Source organism: Anaerocolumna sedimenticola (assembly GCF_009931695.1).
GTDB lineage: Bacteria > Bacillota > Clostridia > Lachnospirales > Lachnospiraceae > Anaerocolumna > Anaerocolumna sedimenticola.
This window is the reverse complement of sequence record NZ_CP048000.1, coordinates 2,859,378-2,877,539: the sequence shown is the minus strand read 5'-3', so window position 1 is coordinate 2,877,539 and position 18,162 is coordinate 2,859,378. Positions and strand designations below refer to the sequence as shown.

At 39.0% G+C, this 18,162-nt stretch carries 12 protein-coding genes; 2 read left to right on the top strand and 10 right to left on the bottom strand.

Annotation, left to right across the window (positions count from 1 at the left end; translation table 11 throughout):
- Positions 1-13 precede the first annotated feature (13 nt).
- The 4 genes from Ana3638_RS12725 to Ana3638_RS12710 all read right to left on the bottom strand — a co-directional run bounded on the left by Ana3638_RS12725 (position 14) and on the right by Ana3638_RS12710 (position 4,896).
- Positions 14-1,024, bottom strand: a complete 1,011-nt coding sequence (locus tag Ana3638_RS12725; RefSeq protein ID WP_161838362.1) for a CgeB family protein — start codon at positions 1,022-1,024, stop codon at positions 14-16.
- A gap of 215 nt (positions 1,025-1,239) precedes the next feature.
- The gene (locus tag Ana3638_RS12720) at positions 1,240-1,779 is read right to left on the bottom strand and encodes a PadR family transcriptional regulator (RefSeq protein ID WP_161838361.1); all 540 of its coding nucleotides are present in this window, start codon (positions 1,777-1,779) and stop codon (positions 1,240-1,242) included.
- Positions 1,780-1,840: 61 nt separating this feature from the next.
- Positions 1,841-3,025: a macrolide family glycosyltransferase gene (locus Ana3638_RS12715; RefSeq protein ID WP_161838360.1), complete on the bottom strand. Its 1,185-nt coding sequence runs from the start codon at positions 3,023-3,025 to the stop codon at positions 1,841-1,843.
- Positions 3,026-3,240: 215 nt separating this feature from the next.
- Positions 3,241-4,896: a DUF4091 domain-containing protein gene (locus tag Ana3638_RS12710; protein WP_161838359.1), complete on the bottom strand. Its 1,656-nt coding sequence runs from the start codon at positions 4,894-4,896 to the stop codon at positions 3,241-3,243.
- A 212-nt stretch (positions 4,897-5,108) separates the two neighbouring features.
- On the opposite strand from Ana3638_RS12710, the gene Ana3638_RS12705 reads away from it, so the two are divergent.
- Complete coding sequence (locus tag Ana3638_RS12705) at positions 5,109-5,993, top strand: AraC family transcriptional regulator (RefSeq protein ID WP_161838358.1); 885 nt, start codon at positions 5,109-5,111, stop codon at positions 5,991-5,993.
- A gap of 134 nt (positions 5,994-6,127) precedes the next feature.
- Here Ana3638_RS12705 and Ana3638_RS12700 read toward each other — a convergent pair whose 3' ends face one another.
- The 5 genes from Ana3638_RS12700 to Ana3638_RS12680 all read right to left on the bottom strand — a co-directional run bounded on the left by Ana3638_RS12700 (position 6,128) and on the right by Ana3638_RS12680 (position 14,535).
- Complete coding sequence (locus tag Ana3638_RS12700) at positions 6,128-7,240, bottom strand: 5-methyltetrahydropteroyltriglutamate--homocysteine S-methyltransferase (protein ID WP_161838357.1); 1,113 nt, start codon at positions 7,238-7,240, stop codon at positions 6,128-6,130.
- A gap of 177 nt (positions 7,241-7,417) precedes the next feature.
- On the bottom strand, positions 7,418-8,329 hold the full coding sequence (locus Ana3638_RS12695; protein WP_161838356.1) for a LysR family transcriptional regulator: 912 nt from the start codon (positions 8,327-8,329) through the stop codon (positions 7,418-7,420).
- A 27-nt stretch (positions 8,330-8,356) separates the two neighbouring features.
- Positions 8,357-10,969: a phosphoenolpyruvate synthase gene (ppsA, locus tag Ana3638_RS12690; RefSeq protein WP_161838355.1), complete on the bottom strand. Its 2,613-nt coding sequence runs from the start codon at positions 10,967-10,969 to the stop codon at positions 8,357-8,359.
- Between the two features lie 275 nt (positions 10,970-11,244).
- Entirely contained in the window at positions 11,245-12,945 is a 1,701-nt protein-coding gene (locus Ana3638_RS12685; RefSeq protein WP_161838354.1) for a S8 family peptidase, read from the bottom strand.
- A 294-nt stretch (positions 12,946-13,239) separates the two neighbouring features.
- Positions 13,240-14,535 carry a LysM peptidoglycan-binding domain-containing protein gene (locus Ana3638_RS12680; RefSeq protein WP_161838353.1) on the bottom strand — a complete coding sequence of 432 codons (1,296 nt, stop codon included), beginning with the start codon at positions 14,533-14,535 and terminating at the stop codon, positions 13,240-13,242.
- 274 nt (positions 14,536-14,809) lie between these two features.
- On the opposite strand from Ana3638_RS12680, the gene Ana3638_RS12675 reads away from it, so the two are divergent.
- Complete coding sequence (locus Ana3638_RS12675) at positions 14,810-15,343, top strand: rubrerythrin family protein (RefSeq protein ID WP_161838352.1); 534 nt, start codon at positions 14,810-14,812, stop codon at positions 15,341-15,343.
- Positions 15,344-15,477: 134 nt separating this feature from the next.
- Here the strand turns inward: Ana3638_RS12675 and ppsA (Ana3638_RS12670) are convergent, their stop codons facing one another.
- Positions 15,478-18,102 carry a phosphoenolpyruvate synthase gene (gene ppsA / locus Ana3638_RS12670; RefSeq protein WP_161838351.1) on the bottom strand — a complete coding sequence of 875 codons (2,625 nt, stop codon included), beginning with the start codon at positions 18,100-18,102 and terminating at the stop codon, positions 15,478-15,480.
- Between the last annotated feature and the right edge of the window lie 60 nt (positions 18,103-18,162).

Sequence of the window (18,162 nt, the reverse complement as noted above, 5' to 3'; positions counted from 1 at the left end):
ATGAATTAGTTTTCTAGATATGGTTTGCAACTGTATCCAATACAGTTCTTGCCCTATGAACAAGTCTATGCTTTTCATCCACTTCCCTCTGCCCGTTAAGTGCAATCTTCTCTCTTTCGTTTTCATGCGCCAGATAATAATCAACAAGTTCTAACGTTTCTTCTACTGAATTTGACCATTCTAGGTGTACCCCTTTTTTAAAATAATACTCAACACCCGGGGAATATTGGGTAATATGGAATGCTCTACATCCAAGTGCTTCAAAAGTTCTTGTAGATACATAGGTTTTTGAAGTAGCTACCTGCTGGATTCCCAATGCAATCTTTGCAGATGAATATGCATAAGGGATTTCTTCAACCGGTAATATACCTCCGTAATAAGCTGTCGGAAGTATATATGCCCTGTCATAATCGGTCCACCATCTTCCCCAAACTTTCAAGTTCTTCTCTTTATCTGCCAAAGGTTTTATAATTTGATAGATACCATCAACTCTGAATTTATAAAATATACTTTTTTTTGATTCTTCATCGACATGCCTAAAGCTATAATTGTTTCCTACGAATATTATATCGTTCCGATATTCAGGTTTAGGCGGTAATTTTACATAACGGGGCGCACAGGCATTGGGCTGTAAATAAGCTTTAATACCAAATTTATCATATTCCGGTATCAGATAATCTACCGGGGTAAAAACCAAGTCCGCCCTTCTTGCAGCAGGCAGGGAAACCTGACCACAGCAAACAGGGTCATCTGCAGACCACCAAACATGGAATAAACCTTTTTTCTTAATAACATCAAAAAATACATTTATATCAATAATATCTTTCCACCAGCCGTAGGAATATACAAAATCCGGTTTAAATTCATCAATAGCACTTGTCAAGACTGTCTTCAGTGAATCAAATTTATTAATATATTTCTCACCGATTAAAATATTTCGAACTTCACATCCCGCCTCCAAAAAACCGTTGTGTATTTCATTATAAACATGGGGGCTAAATACACACGTAAGAATCCTATACATTTCACATCACCTCTTTGATATTTTCAGTTTAAGCTTGTATCAAATGTTATATATTAAAGGAACCACATTCCAACTGTTGCAGTAAACAGGAACTTAAACCCCAGTTGGTTCACAGGCCAAAGCAAACTTTGTTTAGCCCATAAAGAATAAATCCTAATAATAATATATGCAGTGATGTATAATAATGTCTTTTTTTATCATTTTTTATTTTTAGTTTATTTTTCTAATTCGGATATCGTTTCCTTGCACCATTCAATTGAAGCCTGTGATGTTAATATCCCTCTTCTTAAGGTTGCTTTCAGAAAACGTGCTCTTTCTGCGGAAATTTCAGGAATCCCTTGCGCTAATTCTTTTTCTAAACCCATATATTGATTCAGTTCTTCTTCCAGACGTTTCTTATATTGATTCAGCATTTCTATAACATTTTTTATGGGAATCTGGCTGGAAAACAGAAATTTCAGCATAAATTCGGAACGGACCGGCTGCATAAGTGTTTCCTCCGAAAGCCAGCCAAGGAGTTCATCTTTCCCCGCTTTTGTTATCTCATACTTAATTTTTCTTGATTCCTTCTCCTCTGATACTTGCCGAATACATCCTTCCTGTTCTAACATTTTTAGTGTGGGATAAATATGTCCGAAATTTTCATGCCAAATTCCGGAGATTATAGTGTCGCAGTATTTTTTAATATCATAACCCGTACTTGGTGAGATATTTAATATCCCCAAAATAGCATATCTGGATTTATTTTTCATCATATATTACTTCTTCCTTTCCTTACGGCCGGATTCCATTTATTTTAAAACAACAAGTTCGGTCTTATTGCTGTCTCATGCTAATCTTTTCTAACGTTTCGGCCACATAAGACAAACGTTTATATTCCCTGAACTTCAATGATATTTTTTGGCAATTTTCCCGTATTTGCTTATCTGATAATAATTTTTCCACTCCGTCTCTTAAGTTCTGTGAATTTATTTCATTAAAACTACCTACGATACCAAGTTCCATATCCTTGATTCTTTTTGCAACCATATACTGGTCATTAACCATTGGCAGTGCATATAAAGGAATACCGTAATAAAGTGCCTCATTAACACTATTAAAACCGGCATGGGTGATAAAAACATCCGTTTGTTTCAAAACGGCTAATTGAGGCAGAAAATTATCAACATAAAAGTTAGGCGGAATTATCCCCAATTGCTCTTTATCACATTTTTTACCGATTGACATAACAACATAATAATCCGAATTTTCAAATGTTTTAATACACATTTTATAAAATTCTATAAAATCAGTATTAATGCTGCCAAGTGAAATATAGATTACCGGCCGGTCATTTGTATCGGCTAATCCTCCAAACTCCGGTTCCGAGTTTTTTTGGATCACGGAGCCAGTAAAAAGATATTCCGAACTGTCAAGTACAGTAACTCCGTTAAACTCCGGAATCGTATATACCACATTCCATTGGGCTTTACTGATGAAAATGTCAGTTAAGCCTGGAGTAGGAATCGCATACTTACTGCATATCCTGTCCAATATTTCATAACAATGATCCAACTGCGGGTGGTATCCCGGCTCAAGCATAGACGGCGGCACCGGAGCACCGCTCATAGCAAAGCTGGAATGTGAACCAACCACAGGTATCTTAAGAATCTGTTTTAAAAAACATGGCCCGCCAAACAAAGAATCTCCGATTATCATATCATACCGATTCTTTTCAATCAACTTTAAAACTCCCGGAAGCATCACTTCTGCGTAAAGAAGAACATACTCCATGAGCATATAAAAAGGATGCCTGTCCGTGGGACGGTAGGATTTAAGAAAATCATCCAGTTCCGCAGAATAATTCAGAAATGCTGCGCCTGTCTCCATAACTTTTTCTTTAAATTGCTGTGAACAAAAATAATCCACCTGATTACCCCTGTCTGCTAATTCTTTCACTAACGGAAGGGTCGGGTTAATATGTCCGTATAGATTTGCATTGATAAATAAAATGTTAGCCATAATGCCACCTCCAATATATCACTCTGATATACTCATATTATATCAGAGTGATATATTTGTCAACCCTAATATTTATAATTCTCACATATAAGGTACATGTTACGAACCATTCAAACCATATGCGGAATGCATTTGTTACATAAAAGTTACCGCCAACCATTCTGATCGGAATCCTGAATGGTTGGCGGTGTATAGTTACATATCATTTTTAACTATTAAATTCTCCCGGCTATTTCTTTATTAATGCGATTCCTTAACTGAATAAGATACATGTCGGATTTAGGATAGCATTGGAAAGTTAATGGCTCTGCAAGTTCTCCTTCTATAAGTTCTAATACATACTCTTTATCCGTAAGTGACTCCAGTAACTGGCATGCCCGCTGATCCTGAAGTGCTTCCTGATGGACCATCATCCGGATGGACTCTTCCGGATGCCGGTCTGCTCCTGGATAGACAAGGAAAGAATCACCGGACGGGAAGCTGCCACCGGCATCCGTTACCTCATAGGGATTAATATGAGCCGTAGAATACTGGGTATTATAGAAATTATATCCCCAGTGCAGAATACCTGCAATGCCGTATTTATATATTTGCAAGCCATAGATACGGTTTCTGAGGGATGGCATGGAAAGAAAACGATTGGTAACCTTATACCCATGGCTTCCGCAATAGTACATCCATAGATCCGTAAGACCATGATTCAGAAACTCCACCACTTTGTTGACTTGAGGAACCGGGTGGTCTACCAGTCCGTGACGGTAAAATTCATAACTGGACAACGCATTAAAAGTATGGAAATCTTTTAATAATTCTTCCACTGATTCTTTTGCCTGGCGGTATGAATCCAAATCACTTTCATCCGGTTCATCTGACAGATGGAAATAAGTAACCTTGTCAATTTCCCATTCTTTTAATTTATCAATAAGCTGTGGAAGAAATACCTGCAGAAACTTCGTATATTCTCCGATTGCAGGTGTATGCCACCCGAATATCTTCTCTTCCCTGCCATTGACATTACCTACAATCTTAGGCGGATGTTTTGCCCCCCACTGGGAAAACAGATGGCACATTTCATAATATTCCACACCGCAGGTTTTACAAAGATTGATCCAACGTTTCAGACGTTCAAACCCAAAACGATAGTTGCCGTCCTGAACGGTAATATCAACTAACTGCACCGTTGTTCGCTCCCCTCCGACTGCAGTATCCAGGGCCGGGGTAAACAGTGGTGTCAGCATCATATTGCATCCCCGTTTTACATATTCCCTGAAAAAATTCTCCAATATATCCCAATGCTCTTCCGAAAATACCGGTACACGGTAATAATCCGCAAGACAGTCGGCATGCATCCATTCCGTATGTATCATGTTCTGCTTTGGCAGAACTGCCTCATATATGGTGACTGATATGTTGGCACTGCACAAAATTTCTTCCTCTTTCTTCAGGCAGATTTCTACCGGGAAAATACCGGATCGTGCTTTTTTTGACACCTCAATATCAATCCATAGGCTTTTCCATTTACCCGGCAAAATCTCCGTCTTACTGTCTCTTAATTCCCTTAAAATATCCGGATAAAGTCCCGAGGTTTTTTTCAAATAATTGTCATCCGTATCCGCTCCGCAGGCAACTAAAACCGGAACCGTTTCTACGCTTCTGACATGGATATATTCCTTAATTGGCGAAACAACCGACACCTCTGCAGCGGTTTTTAAAGAAATATTACCGGTATAAGCTGCCTGAAAGGATACTGTTTCCCCTCTCAGAGCACTTAACATTAAACATTCCGGTTGATAGACAGGCTGTTCATCCGGAAAAACTTTCGCTAAAGAACTCAATAATTTGATTTCATATTGGAGTATTTTATTGCTCATATTTACCTCTCATTTAAATCGTAAATTTATTATTCGTAGGCTTTGTTGAAGTATATTTATATGTCTGTTATAATAAATTATATTTCTTTGTTCCCGTAAATACTTTGTCCAAAAAGCCTATTTTTTTGTACTTTTAGCCTTATAAAAATTATCAGGCAGCAAGCAATTGTATTCCCAGTTAATATTTTATTCTCTATTATTCAGGTGATATTATGAACTATGTAAAAACCGCTCTTACAGAAGAATTTACCATAAAAGATATTGTAACCATACATTACTTTGAATTTGCCAAGGATTATATTTATGAGGGCGAATCCCATAATTTTTGGGAATTCGTCTATGTTGACAAAGGGGAAGTTGAGATTATGGCCGGTACCGAGGGATACAAATTAAAACAGGGAGATGTGATCTTTCATAAGCCAAATGAATTTCATAATCTTTGGGCGAATGGAAAAGCTGGTCCTAATTTAATGGTTATTTCTTTTTTCTGTTCTTCCCCTTCCATGTCCTATTTTGAAAATAAAATTTTATCCATAGGCGAAAACGAAAGGCTTCTATTAGCGAAAATAAAAAAGGAGGCTGAAGGTTCGTTTTCTTCCCCCCTTTATGTATCTACCCTGGAAAAACTGGAAAAGCGGGAAATTACCCTCTTCGGAGGTGAACAGCTTATAAAGCTCTACCTTGAGATGTTTTTAATATATCTGGTTAGAAAAGGCTCCAGTATAACAAAAGAAATAAGGCTTTCTTCTGCCGTAAAAGAAAGGTCGGAGGAAAGTATTGTAAATAAGATTGTAAATTATTTGCAGAGTAATATATATGACAATATAACTTTTGAGGATGTATGCAAATTTGCCCACATGAGTAAGACAACTTTAAAAACAGTCTTTAAAAGTAAATCCGGTACGGGTGTCATCGAATATTATAAGTTATTAAAAATTGAAGAAGCCAAAAAACTTATGCGGGAGGAAGCATTAAATTTTACTGAGATTTCCGAAAAACTTGGTTATTCATCCGTTCATTATTTTTCCAAACATTTTAAAAAGTCTACGGGAATGACTCCAACTGAATATATATGTTCCATAAAATCAATATCCTAATGCTAAATCTGTTTTATTATAACTTATCCGCTTAATCCTGTCTTCTATTTACCGGTAATTACGTAATTTATCCGGCTTACGACATGAACTTATCCATGTCGTAAGCCGGTTCGGTCAGGTCTTACTTTTTTCGTTTATTTCCATATACTATTTGCAATATCCCGTACTAATTGCAATTTCGCCCACTGTTCTTCTTCGGTCAGTTTATTACCTTCTTCAGTGGAGGCAAATCCGCACTGCGGACTAAGGCATAAACGTTCGAGGGGAATATATTTTGCGGCTTCGTGAATACGTTTGATTATGTGCGCCTTATTCTCCAATACGGGGGATTTTGTTGTGATAAGTCCTAACACAACTTTCTTCTCTTTGCTTACATATTGAAGCGGTTCAAAATCACCGGATCGCTCATCATCAAATTCCAGATAAAAGGCATTTACATTTTCTCTGTCAAAAAGGTCTTTTGCTATCCGGTCATAACCTCCCTGGCAAGCCCAGGTGGAATGGAAATTACCGCGGCAGATATGTGTATTAATTACCAGGTCTTCCGGTTTACCCTCTATTGCAAGATTGTTGACACGGATTAATTTATTTATGTTCTCCTGTAACCCGGCTTCAATAGTTCCAAAGATAAAGCAGGCATTAGGATCAACACATACTCCCCATGTACAATCATCAAACTGAATATTTCTGCAGCCTGCAGCATACAAATCCCGAATCACCTTTTTATAACCCTCTGCAATGTCTTGAATTAACTCCTCTTCCTCCGGATAAATTGCTTTCGTACTTTCTATATTGTCCGGTATGATCATCTGAAACAGAAACTGAGCAGGAGCAGGAATTGTCTGGCGTGCAACCGTATTCTCATCCTCGAATTGTTTCAGAAATTTAAAATGCTCAACAAACGGATGACTTTCAACCGATACTTTTCCCGTAAGAAAGGTATCGTCAATCAAAGCAGGTTCTCCATGAAATGGTATTCCGCTCTTAGTCTTTTCATGTCCCACACCGTTAAACGCCCACATGAAATCCAGGTGCCAGGAACTCCTTCTGAATTCACCGTCCGTTATAACCGGAAGCCCTGCATTTTTCTGCTTTTGAATCAGATCAATAATTGCTTTATCTTCAACCGACTTTAATTCTTCTCTGCTGATTTTTCCATCTGTAAATTCCCTTCTTGCCTGCTTTAAATAATCAGGTCTTAAAAAACTTCCAACAATATCATACTTAAAAGGTGCATTTTTACTCATATTGTCCATCTCCTGTCTGAATTATTTAATTTTTATAGCTGTAACTTATTATAAATTATTTTTATTCCAACGGAAAATACAAAAAATATGTGTTTGATATAGCTTTAAGCTATACCAAACACATATTCATACTCTTCTTTTATATCAGGTTATTTTCCCTATACTCCTGTTATTTATCTATCCAATACATTCAGATACATGCTTTTTTAATGCTTCCATATATGCTTTTCCGTACCTGCTAAGCGGCATATTCTTTTGTTTTATTGTAGCCACACGCATAGATTCATCTACCGCAAGGGGTCTGGCTATGATATTTTCCCCGTTCAATTCCTTACTTATTACTCCCGTACTTACCGTATATCCATTTAATCCTATCACCAGGTTAAAAAGGGTAGCCCTGTCCCTTACCTTAATATTTTTACTTCGGTCGATTGTACTGAGAATTTCTTCTGAAAAATAAAAGGAATTATAATCTCCCTGCTCAAAAGAAAGGTAAGGATATTCATCCAGTTCCTTTAATGTTATTATCTCCTTCCCTGCAAGGGGATGTTTGGAACTTATAAATACATGTGGTTTTGCGACAAAAAGCTCCTCAAACTCCAATCCGTTCTGTTTAATCAGTTTTAAAAGCACTTCCTCATTTTTGGAAGAAGTATATAAAATCCCGATTTCACTTTTCAATCTGTTAATATCTTCAATAATCTCATAAGTCTGGGTTTCTCTAAGGGTGAAGTCATACTGATTTCCGCCGAATTCACGAATCACATCTACAAATGCATTTACGGCAAAGGAATAATGCTGGGTAGAAACAGAAAATCTCGGGCTTTGCTGTTTCACGTTCAGGAATTTTTCCTCTAAGAGATTAGCCTGCTCAAGAACCTGCCTGGCATAAGCAAGAAATTCATCTCCTATATTGGATACAACGATACCTTTATTCGTTCTGTTAAATATGGAAATCTGCATTTCATTTTCCAATTCCTTAATGGAATTCGTAAGGCTTGGCTGTGAAATAAACAATTCCTTGGCAGCATCACTGATCGTCCCCTTCTCTGCAACCGTCACTACATATTTTAACTGCTGTAATGTCATATTTCCTTTCTCCTTAATTTCCTTCCCTTATAGAAGTTCTATATACCCTTCTGTTCCATGCACACGAATTCGTTGCCCATCTTTAATAAGTTTGGTAGCATTTTCCACCCCAACAACTGTCGGTATACCATATTCACGTGCGATAACCGCACCATGGGTCATCAGTCCGCCAACTTCGGTAACTAAGCCTTTAATGGATACAAACAATGGTGTCCAGCTAGGGTCAGTAAAGGAGGTGACTAAATCCCCAGCTTCCAGATTAGCATCTTCCATGTTTAAGATAACACGTGCTCGTCCCTCAAAACTTCCTGAAGAAACAGGCAAACCAGCAATAGCGCCCGCCGGGAGATTTTCTCGTTTGTACTCACCTGTAACAATCTCACCGTCAGAGGTGATAACACGTGGTGGAGTTAGTTTTTCATATAATTTATACTCTTCTTTTCGTTTGTTAATAATACGGTAATCGCATTTTTTTGTGCGTACGGCTTCGTGAAGTTCTTCAAAAGTGAGATAATAAATATCTTCTTTTTCATGAATCAGACCTGCTTGTACGAGTTGTCCTGCTGCTTTTAATAAAGCCTGTTTATAAACGAAATAGCGGTTAATCATGCCGTATTTGGGATATTCCCGGTAACCAATAAAATTCCGCATTAAGCCGATCTTCTCTTTTGTTTCTTCGGCTTTTTCTTCGCCACCCGGTAACTGCCTCAATCTTTCTAATAACTCTTGTTCTTTTTCCAGTGCTTCCTGTAATCCTTGCTCAAATTTCCTCTTGCCGGCATTGGGCCCAAAGTTTTTGATGTTACTGAGAATCATGGGAATAAGTGCAGTTGGTTTTTCACTCCAACGAGTTTTCGTAATATCGATTTCTCCGGGACACCGCATTCCGTATTTATTAAGGAACGAACAGATAGCGTCCCTGGTTTTAATTCCCCCTTCCAACTTAACTACCTTCTCCAAAAAGTTATCATCTTTGGCATGTTGTAAATAATCAATTATTTCCGGATAAGGACGAATTACATCTGCCACATCCATTGCTGCCAGACCCATTTCTGACGTGATATTATTTGGTACAGACCAGGAAAGTATATCCGCTGCGTTTTTTTCACCTAACCACTGGTTCATATTTTCATTGATCCATGATGAAGCATTTATGGCAGCCATAAATACTGCCGTACTTTGTGGGTCAAATAGAATCCTCTTTAACTCATTGATATCTTCCAGAATAAAATCAAATAAATCCGATCCTGATTTCGATTTGATGTTTTGTTTTAACTCTTCTACTGATTTTTGACAACTTTTAATTAATTCAGAAACAATTGCCGGATCGTTTTTGATTTGAGTACCGGAATCCGAAGATGATACACTATTATTGCTTTTAACGGAACTTATTTCTTTCTTCTCGCTTGGTAACGATTTAATAAAATCTCCTCGCTTTATTATGGTCAAAAGTGCATCTTTCATAAGCGGATCGTGTTGTCCCATGTTATCTAATAAAGCTTCTCTGCTTTGAGGTGAAGCCAATATATTTGTAGCATCTACATACAACCTTCCACCGGCTTTAAACCTGGGTCCAAAAGATGTTAATTGGAATATGGACATTCCCAATGGTTTAATGGGATCAGTCATCATTTGTTGATGACCGACAGATAAATATACATGATTTTCCCCGTCATTTGGTTCAGGTATGGGAAATAACGCAGTGATTGGTCTACTCTGGACAATATAGAATATATCATCAGCCAAACACCATTCGATGTCCTGGGGACAGCCGAAATGTTCCTCGATTTTTCTTCCCATGCCCGTTAGGTTCAGAATCTGCTCATCCGTCAGCACCTGTTGATTCTGCTTCTCAGGCTCTATCTCCTTTTTCTTAGTACCGCCACCCTTTAAGGGGTAAATTACCAGTTTCTTTTCGGATATCTTCTTATCAATAATCCTGCCGTTACTTACTTTATAGTTATCGGCATTCACCAATCCGGAGACCAAAGCTTCACCAAGTCCGAAGCTGGCATCAATGGATAACACTTTTCTGTTCGAAGTGACGGGATCTGCAGTAAACAATATTCCTGCTGCCTCAGGGAAAACCATCTTCTGAACAACCACGGACAGATAGACCTTACGGTGATCAAAGCCGTTTTGAATACGGTAGATTACAGCCCTCTCGGTAAACAGCGAGGCGAAACATTTGCTGATATGCTTTAGGACCTCCTCCTTTCCGATAATGTTCAGATACGTATCCTGCTGGCCCGCAAAGGAGGCAGACGGTAAATCTTCTGCAGTTGCACTGGACCGTACCGCGTAAGTCTCATTTTCTCCAAGCCTTAAGAGAAAGCCGCTAATTTCATCATGAATGTCTTCAGGGATCGCAGTCCTTTCAATGATCTTGCGAATTTCACCGCTAAGCTCACTTATTTTTTTCCGGTCTTCCACCTTAAGCAGCGATAACTGATCAAGTAATTCTTTAATCGACGGTGTTTCCCGGGTTATTCTTTTAAAGGTTTCTGTAGAAATACAAAAACCATCCGGAACGCTAATTCCTGATATCCTGGAAACTTCCCCCAGGTTCGCGCCTTTACCCCCAACAACCATGAGTTTTGTTTTGTCAATGTCCTTAAACCTAACCACATAGGAACTCATATGTTTCCCTCCTTTGGTAATTTCTTCTCTGATAATTTAGATTACATTCTTAGGTTAAAACGAATTACCGGAATATTGGCCAGCATATCTATAATGTCCCCTTTGTAATGTTCTATATACCCCTCCTACAATTCTTATAAATGTGTATAGAATTATAACATCAGCACAAAAGAACAAATAGTCTATCTTTACAAATTTTTATGTGCTATAATAAAGAGGGAAAAATTAAATTTTCAAAGAAACCGATATAAATAGTACAATTTAAAGGGGTATTATTAACCGATTACCTCTTCTCTTAAACTCCTAAATGCATCGTATATATCTATAATTCCATATCCCCATTCCGGATTAGGATAGCTAATATTGGGATCTCTTGTTGCACCACGTATCAAAAAGTTTTTAATTTCTACGCTATCATATAATACATTTTGTGAAACACCCCATTCTAATATTATGGCTGCTATTCCGGCTGCATGAGCCGCCGAGATACTGGTACCGTTACCAGTCCTATAACTGTTATCCGGGGCCGGTCCAATGAGATTAACTCCTGGTGCAGCCAATTCAGGGCTTATGTTATTCGTTCTTGTAAACCCCCTGCTGGCATTCAGATAAAGGCTTTGATTTGTGTAGTCATAGGCAGTTACTACTAAGGGAATAATGGTATTTCCCGGAGAAGTCAAAGTAGTTTCCGGGCTTGACTGGGTAAAATAAGTTGCATCACTGATAAAATTTGACATTGGTAACCAGATGTGAAAATGAGAGTCCAGATCAATATTGGAATATACGCGAAATCTCCAAATACCTTCCGCAGGACTGCTAAACCGCATCAGAATAAGTTGGTCTCCGGTTTGCGCTTCTATTACCTGATAATCGAGATAAATTATGGTCGCTTCAAAAATAAAACGAATTACTCTGGTTTCTCCAATCCTGGCTGGAATCCTGGGAATAAATTCTCCAGTGGGGGATAGGATATCAATAGAAAAAGTACTGGGAGCATTCCCCCATAATTCCATGGAAAACCCGCCTTCGTTTGGTCCTACCCTTAACTCAACTGTCACAGACTCGGTTCCGCGGGAAATCGTTTCCTGAAAATGATGTCTGCTGGTTCCTTCATTTCCTCCGGCAATTGAAACTGCTCTGCCTGCAGTGTCAGCTACATCAGAAAGGTAACTGCTTAATGCACCGCGTTCATCATGGGCGCCTTGAGAGGTTCCAAATCCGATACAGATTGATAATGGTCTCATTAACCTGTTGGAAATACTGAGCAGGTAATTTACCGCAAACATAATATCAATTTCCTGATAACACACGGCATCCCGGGGAATAAAAAAGAAATCCCGTATAAATTGTTTGGCTTGTTTTAATTTAACAACCACAATTTCTGCATCAGGAACAACCCCGTCAAAATTAATTTCTACATTGGCAGTACCAGCAGCAATCCCTGCCAGAAAAGTACCGTGGTCATATTCATCAACACTGGGTACCACGGATAAAGGATCCGTATTTTGAAGAGCCAGATTTATCTGCTCCTGGGTGTATTCTGTTCCGTAGAAAAAACCCTCCGGTGACGAACCGGTTTGAATCGTTTGATCCCATATAGAAATTATTTTTGATGTTCCATCAGCATTTTTGAACGCACTATGCCGATAGTCTATTCCCGTGTCAATAATTCCTATTAATATACCCCGCCCTCTAAAATCCAGAACGGGTAAGTTCCGGATTCTGTTAACACCGGAGGCCTCCAGACTGCCGGTATCCAATAAACCAAAACAATTTGGATAAATACTGTATCCGTATAATTGAATTAAATTCGCAGGCAGGCTTGCTATCGGAACGTATACAACTGCATGTGTATCATTAATGGGAGCACTGCAGGCATTTTGCATTGCCATAAAGCTTTCAAGAGTTGGCCCATTTTCTACGATAAATTCAGCATAATCTTCGCTTAGAACAAATTCTCTGCAATTCTGGTCCAAAGTCATCAACTCCGACAAATAGATGTCATTAATAAATATATGCGTACCTATTCTTATTATTATTCGTTTTAAGATATTTTCCTATTTATTTCTAAACTTATATCATTGTCTTTTTATATTTCATATATAGATAAATAATCCCGCTTGTCTGCTTCCGTATCATTACTGAAGTCTCTCTTTGCTTTCGCGGAAAAAAGAGGCAGGAAGCTGATTGTTCAGCACCACCTCTCTCACCACCGTTCATCCAACTGGCTCGCCATTCGATCTATCAGTCTGATAATGCCTTAATCCTTTCTAAAATTCAGGAAATACTTTGTTTATATTATATTGGGAATTTATCACCAGCCACATTTGAGCGAAATAGCTCATTATATTCCAGATTCCGGCACCCTGAATGCCGAATTCCGGTATAAACCTTATTAAAGCATCGACACTTCTCGCATCGCTAAACCAAACAATATGCCTGATTTGTATCCCTTCAGCGGAACTATAATATTCAAAATACGGAGCCATGGAATTTTCTTCAAACCGAATGGTTGCCCCGTTCAGTAAGGCCAATTCAATTGCTGCATCAGTATTTAGTGCATTAGCCCTGGAAACACCTATTACATATGGAGTTTGCCAATCGTATCCGATAATAGAGATTCCAGTATATATTTTTTCAGGAGGTACCATGGTAACCGCATTCTCAAGCAGCAGATTTGATAAAAAGGCAGGTGTTGTTGCAGAAGGCGGACCTGCAAAGGTACCCCAGCCATAGGATAGAATTTGAAAAGAATCCGCCAACTGACCCAAAACCGTATAATCCATTCTTTCATAAGTTATTTCATTGGGAGTTACGACGATTCTCGGAGTTATGGTAATAAATAACATGAATCCCTCTGCTTTTAAGCGTGAGGATAACCTGGTTATATAATTTTCATAAGCCGGCATGTTTTCCTGATTTAAATATACTAATGACATATTTAAACCATAATATTCTTTTTCTCTTAGGATAGTTAAAATAGCATTAATATGCTTCTCTAAATTTTCATTATTATATAAGATATTATACACAACTCCGCTATCGCTTGTTCCCTGGTATGTTAAGGTAGATAAAGACATGAGGGGAGCAACACCATAATCTTTAGCAATTTGGATAATCTCTGTTTCGTCAACTCCTTCAATTTCACCAGCACCAATGGTTCTGTAATTAAATATCGTTAAATACGTTAAAAAGGGCAGTGTTTTCCTAAGTATATTCACGTCTATGAACGGATAGGCATATGCATTTATGGAGACATTGCCCTGTGTTTCATAACTAATAACGATCGTCTCACCCTGATAAATAACCTCTCTGTCTGAAAGAAAGGGATTATTCCTCAGTAACTGCATTATGGTAACCCCAAATGCTCTGGTGATACTATCCAAGGTGTCTCCTTCCTGCGTTATATATATCTGCTCAGGATATGCGATTACAATGGATTGCCCGACAACCAGACGCTCAGGATTGATTAACCCGTTATCCTCTACTAATCTCATTACCGACACATTATAATACGCTGCTATGGAATAAATTGTTTCACCGGAATTTACTACATGTATAATCATGGATTCCTCGACTTATCAATTTATATTAATTATATGTTTTTTTTTGTAAATTATTATTATAGGTCTTTTTAACCTTTTCGTTTTTCCCTTTCAATCTGAGATTCCTCTTCATTATTTCGAAAAAACATACCGTTTTTCGGGCTCTGTTATAGAAGTGCAATGTACTTTGGGAAACTACTTATACTATACGCCAACGGTTTTTGCAAATACACAAAAATCATCTGAAATACATACTATATAGCAAACTAATATAGAAGTATTGTAAGGAGATATTTTGGAATTTCAAGACAGTAGGACTTATCTTAACCTGCAGACTGCATTAGAAAATGAGTTAAGAACTGATGCTTTATATGGGCTTTATAGGAAACGTTCCGATCAAGAGGTGTTTTTGGAAATCAGCAGTATTTTTGAGACGTTCTCCAGAAATGCTCAATTTATAGGCGAAAGATTACGCCGGATACTTAACGATGGAGATACCAGTACCTTTCAAAATTTAGTAGATGCAGCTAATAGAGAAAGCTCTGTTGCAAATGATCTATATAGTGAATTTTCCCATATTGCAACAGAAGAAGGTTTTAATGAGTTAGCCTCTTTATTTAATGGAATTGCAAATATAAAGTTGAATCATTACAGTACTTTACAAACCATTGTGGAAGATATGGAAAATAACCGTCTGTTCTGCAAAGATCGTGAAAATTTATGGATTTGTATGGGGTGCGGTAATATAATAAGCGGAATATGTGCTCCCGAAATATGCCCTGTTTGCGGATATCCACAAGGTTACTACCGGGTTTACGGCTGTAATTAATTTTGGAATGAGAAATATGTCATATGAGGCACCATATTGTATTTCATAATATATCCCGGATTAAAAATTCCGTGATATATTATGAAATGAGAATTTAGCAACAATAAATTCCCCTTGTATCGTATTTTTGCACCTTAAAGGATTTCTATATACCCTTCTGTTCCGTTTACCCGAATTCTTTGCCCATCTTTAATCATCCTGGTAGCATTTTCCACGCCTGCTACAGCCGGTAAACCGTATTCCCTTGCAACAACAGAACCGTGGGTCATCATCCCGCCTACTTCCGTCACCAAACCTTTGATAGATACAAACACCGGTGTCCAACTGGGATCGGTAAATGCAGTGACTAAAATATCACCGTCCTCTATGTGGGCATCCTCCATTTTTAAAATAACCCGTGCCCGGCCACAGATGGTTCCGGATGAAACGGGTATGCCCGCCAAAGCACCTTTGGGGATTTTACCGGTATCGTATTCACCGGATACAACCTCGCCTTCGGACGTCAATATCCGCGGTGGTGTCAGTTTCTCATAGACCTCGTATTCCTCTTTTCGCGACCTTATGATGTTGTAATCCAGCCGGTTTGTACGTACTGTCTCCCGGAGTTCCTCAAAAGACAGATAGTAAAAATCCTCCTTCTCCCGGATAACCCCCTTTTGCACGAGCTTATCGGCTTCCTTCATTAGGGCTTGCTTGATGACCCAGTAATACCCGACCATGATATATTTCGGGTATTCCCGATAGCCGGTGAAATTGCGCAAACGGCTGATCATCCTCTTTGTCTTTTTGGCCTTTTGTTTTCCGCCGGGCAGCTGTTCCAAACGGTTTAAGAGATCCCGTTCTTTCTGTTTTGCTTCCTGCAGGCCCCGTCCAAATATGGTGTTACGAGTATTCGGCTCAAAGTTTTTGATGTCGCTGAGAATCATGGGAACGAGAGCGGTCGGCTGTTCACTGAAACGAGGCCTCGTGATATCAATCTCGCCGGGGCAGCGCATGCCGTATTTTTCAAGATACACCCCTATGGATTTGCTGACAGCATTGCCGCCTTCCAACTTGGCCAAGTCCTCAAAAAAAGTCTCATTATTGGCATGCCCCAAATACTCCACCACCGCCGGATGTTGCCGGACGACGTCTGCCACATCCAATAGCGCCAGCCCCATTTCGGATGTAACATTGCCAGATACCGATTGGGAAAGGGAATCTGCCGAGCTCTTTTCTCCCAGCCACTTTTCCATTTTCTTATTAATCCAAGTCACAGCATATATCCCGGCAAAAACCGTTCCCATGCTTTGTGGACCGGACATAGCTTCTTTTAATTGTTTATTTACTTCTAAAATGAAGACAAACAGCTCGTCTCCGGACAGTTTTTCAATCCTTTGCTGTAGATCATGAATTGCGGCCTCATTCTGTGACATTAGAGTATGGACCTGGCTTTTGTCATTGCTGTGGTATATCTTGATAAACTGAACGAGCAGTGCCCATGAAAAGTACCCTGAACCCATACTGAAAGCTTTTTTACCACGTGACAATGATTTCATAAAGGCTTTTCGCTTTATAATGTTCTTGATCGCATTATGCATAAGGGGATCCATTTTACCCGCAGCCATGAGCACGATCTTTTGTCCTGTGGAAGAAGCCATATCGTGGGCGATATCGAAGAACAACCTTCCGCCGATTTGAAATAGTGGAAACTCGTCAGATAGTAGCTGAAAAAAGGATAACCCAAATGGTTTCATGGCATCCGTCATCATCTGTTGATGGCTGAAAGACATATACACATGGTTTTTCCCATCCTGCTCGTCCGGTATGGGGTAAAGGGTGGTGATGGGACGGCTCTGGACGATAAAGAACTTATTTTCATACAGACACCATTCGATATCCTGCGGACGTCCAAAATAAGCCTCAATCGTTCTGCCCATACGTCCAAGCTGTAAAATCTGTTCGTCTGTCAGCGTCTGCATATTCTGACGTTTAGCTTCGATCTTCTGCTCCTTAGTTCCTCCTTCTTTTAAGGCATAGATTGCCAGCTTCTTAGTGGATATCTTCTTATCAGCGATTTTGCCATTACGTACTTTATAGTTATCTGCATTTACCAAACCGGAGACCAGAGCTTCACCGAGTCCAAAACTTGCATCGATGGATACAACCCTCCTGTTGGAAGTAATGGGATCGGCTGTAAACATAATCCCAGCCGCCTCCGGGAAAACCATCTTCTGGATGACCACGGACAAGTGGATTTTGCTGTGGTCGAAACTGTTTTGGATACGATAGGTCACGGCACGATCGGTAAACAACGACGCGAAACACTTACTGATGTGTTTCAGTATGGCTTCTTTTCCGATGATGTTCAGATACGTATCCTGCTGTCCTGCAAAGGAGGCTGTCGGCAGATCCTCAGCTGTAGCACTGGAACGTACGGCATAAGCATTTTTTTCGCCAAACCTGGTAAGATAAAGGGTAATCTCATCATCAATGTCTTTTGGAATAGCTATTCCTTCGATGACCTTACGGATTTTTGCGCTGATTTCACCAATACCTTCCCTGTTGTCTGCTTTTAGCAGGGATAACTGATCCAGCAGTGAATGAAACTCCTGGTTATTCCCAATCATTTCTTGATATGCTTTCGTAGTAACGCAAAAGCCCTCTGGAACTTGTATCCCCTTAATCCTGGATAGTTCCCCCAGATTGGCGCCTTTACCCCCGACCATCGCAAGCTTTGTTTTATCGATTTCCTGAAAACCAAGTACATACAAATTCATACATATTCCCCCTTCTATTTTTCTCGTTTTATTTATTAATAAAAAGAAATTTGGCAAATC

Bases quoted from the DNA above. Each gene is read 5' to 3' on its own strand.
- Ana3638_RS12725 (WP_161838362.1), bottom strand. From the start codon at position 1,024: ATGTATAGGATTCTTACGTGTGTATTTAGCCCCCATGTTTATAATGAA.
- Ana3638_RS12720 (WP_161838361.1), bottom strand. From the start codon at position 1,779: ATGATGAAAAATAAATCCAGATATGCTATTTTGGGGATATTAAATATC.
- Ana3638_RS12715 (WP_161838360.1), bottom strand. From the start codon at position 3,025: ATGGCTAACATTTTATTTATCAATGCAAATCTATACGGACATATTAAC.
- Ana3638_RS12710 (WP_161838359.1), bottom strand. From the start codon at position 4,896: ATGAGCAATAAAATACTCCAATATGAAATCAAATTATTGAGTTCTTTA.
- Ana3638_RS12705 (WP_161838358.1), top strand. From the start codon at position 5,109: ATGAACTATGTAAAAACCGCTCTTACAGAAGAATTTACCATAAAAGAT.
- Ana3638_RS12700 (WP_161838357.1), bottom strand. From the start codon at position 7,240: ATGAGTAAAAATGCACCTTTTAAGTATGATATTGTTGGAAGTTTTTTA.
- Ana3638_RS12695 (WP_161838356.1), bottom strand. From the start codon at position 8,329: ATGACATTACAGCAGTTAAAATATGTAGTGACGGTTGCAGAGAAGGGG.
- ppsA (WP_161838355.1), bottom strand. From the start codon at position 10,969: ATGAGTTCCTATGTGGTTAGGTTTAAGGACATTGACAAAACAAAACTC.
- Ana3638_RS12680 (WP_161838353.1), bottom strand. From the start codon at position 14,535: ATGATTATACATGTAGTAAATTCCGGTGAAACAATTTATTCCATAGCA.
- ppsA (WP_161838351.1), bottom strand. From the start codon at position 18,102: ATGAATTTGTATGTACTTGGTTTTCAGGAAATCGATAAAACAAAGCTT.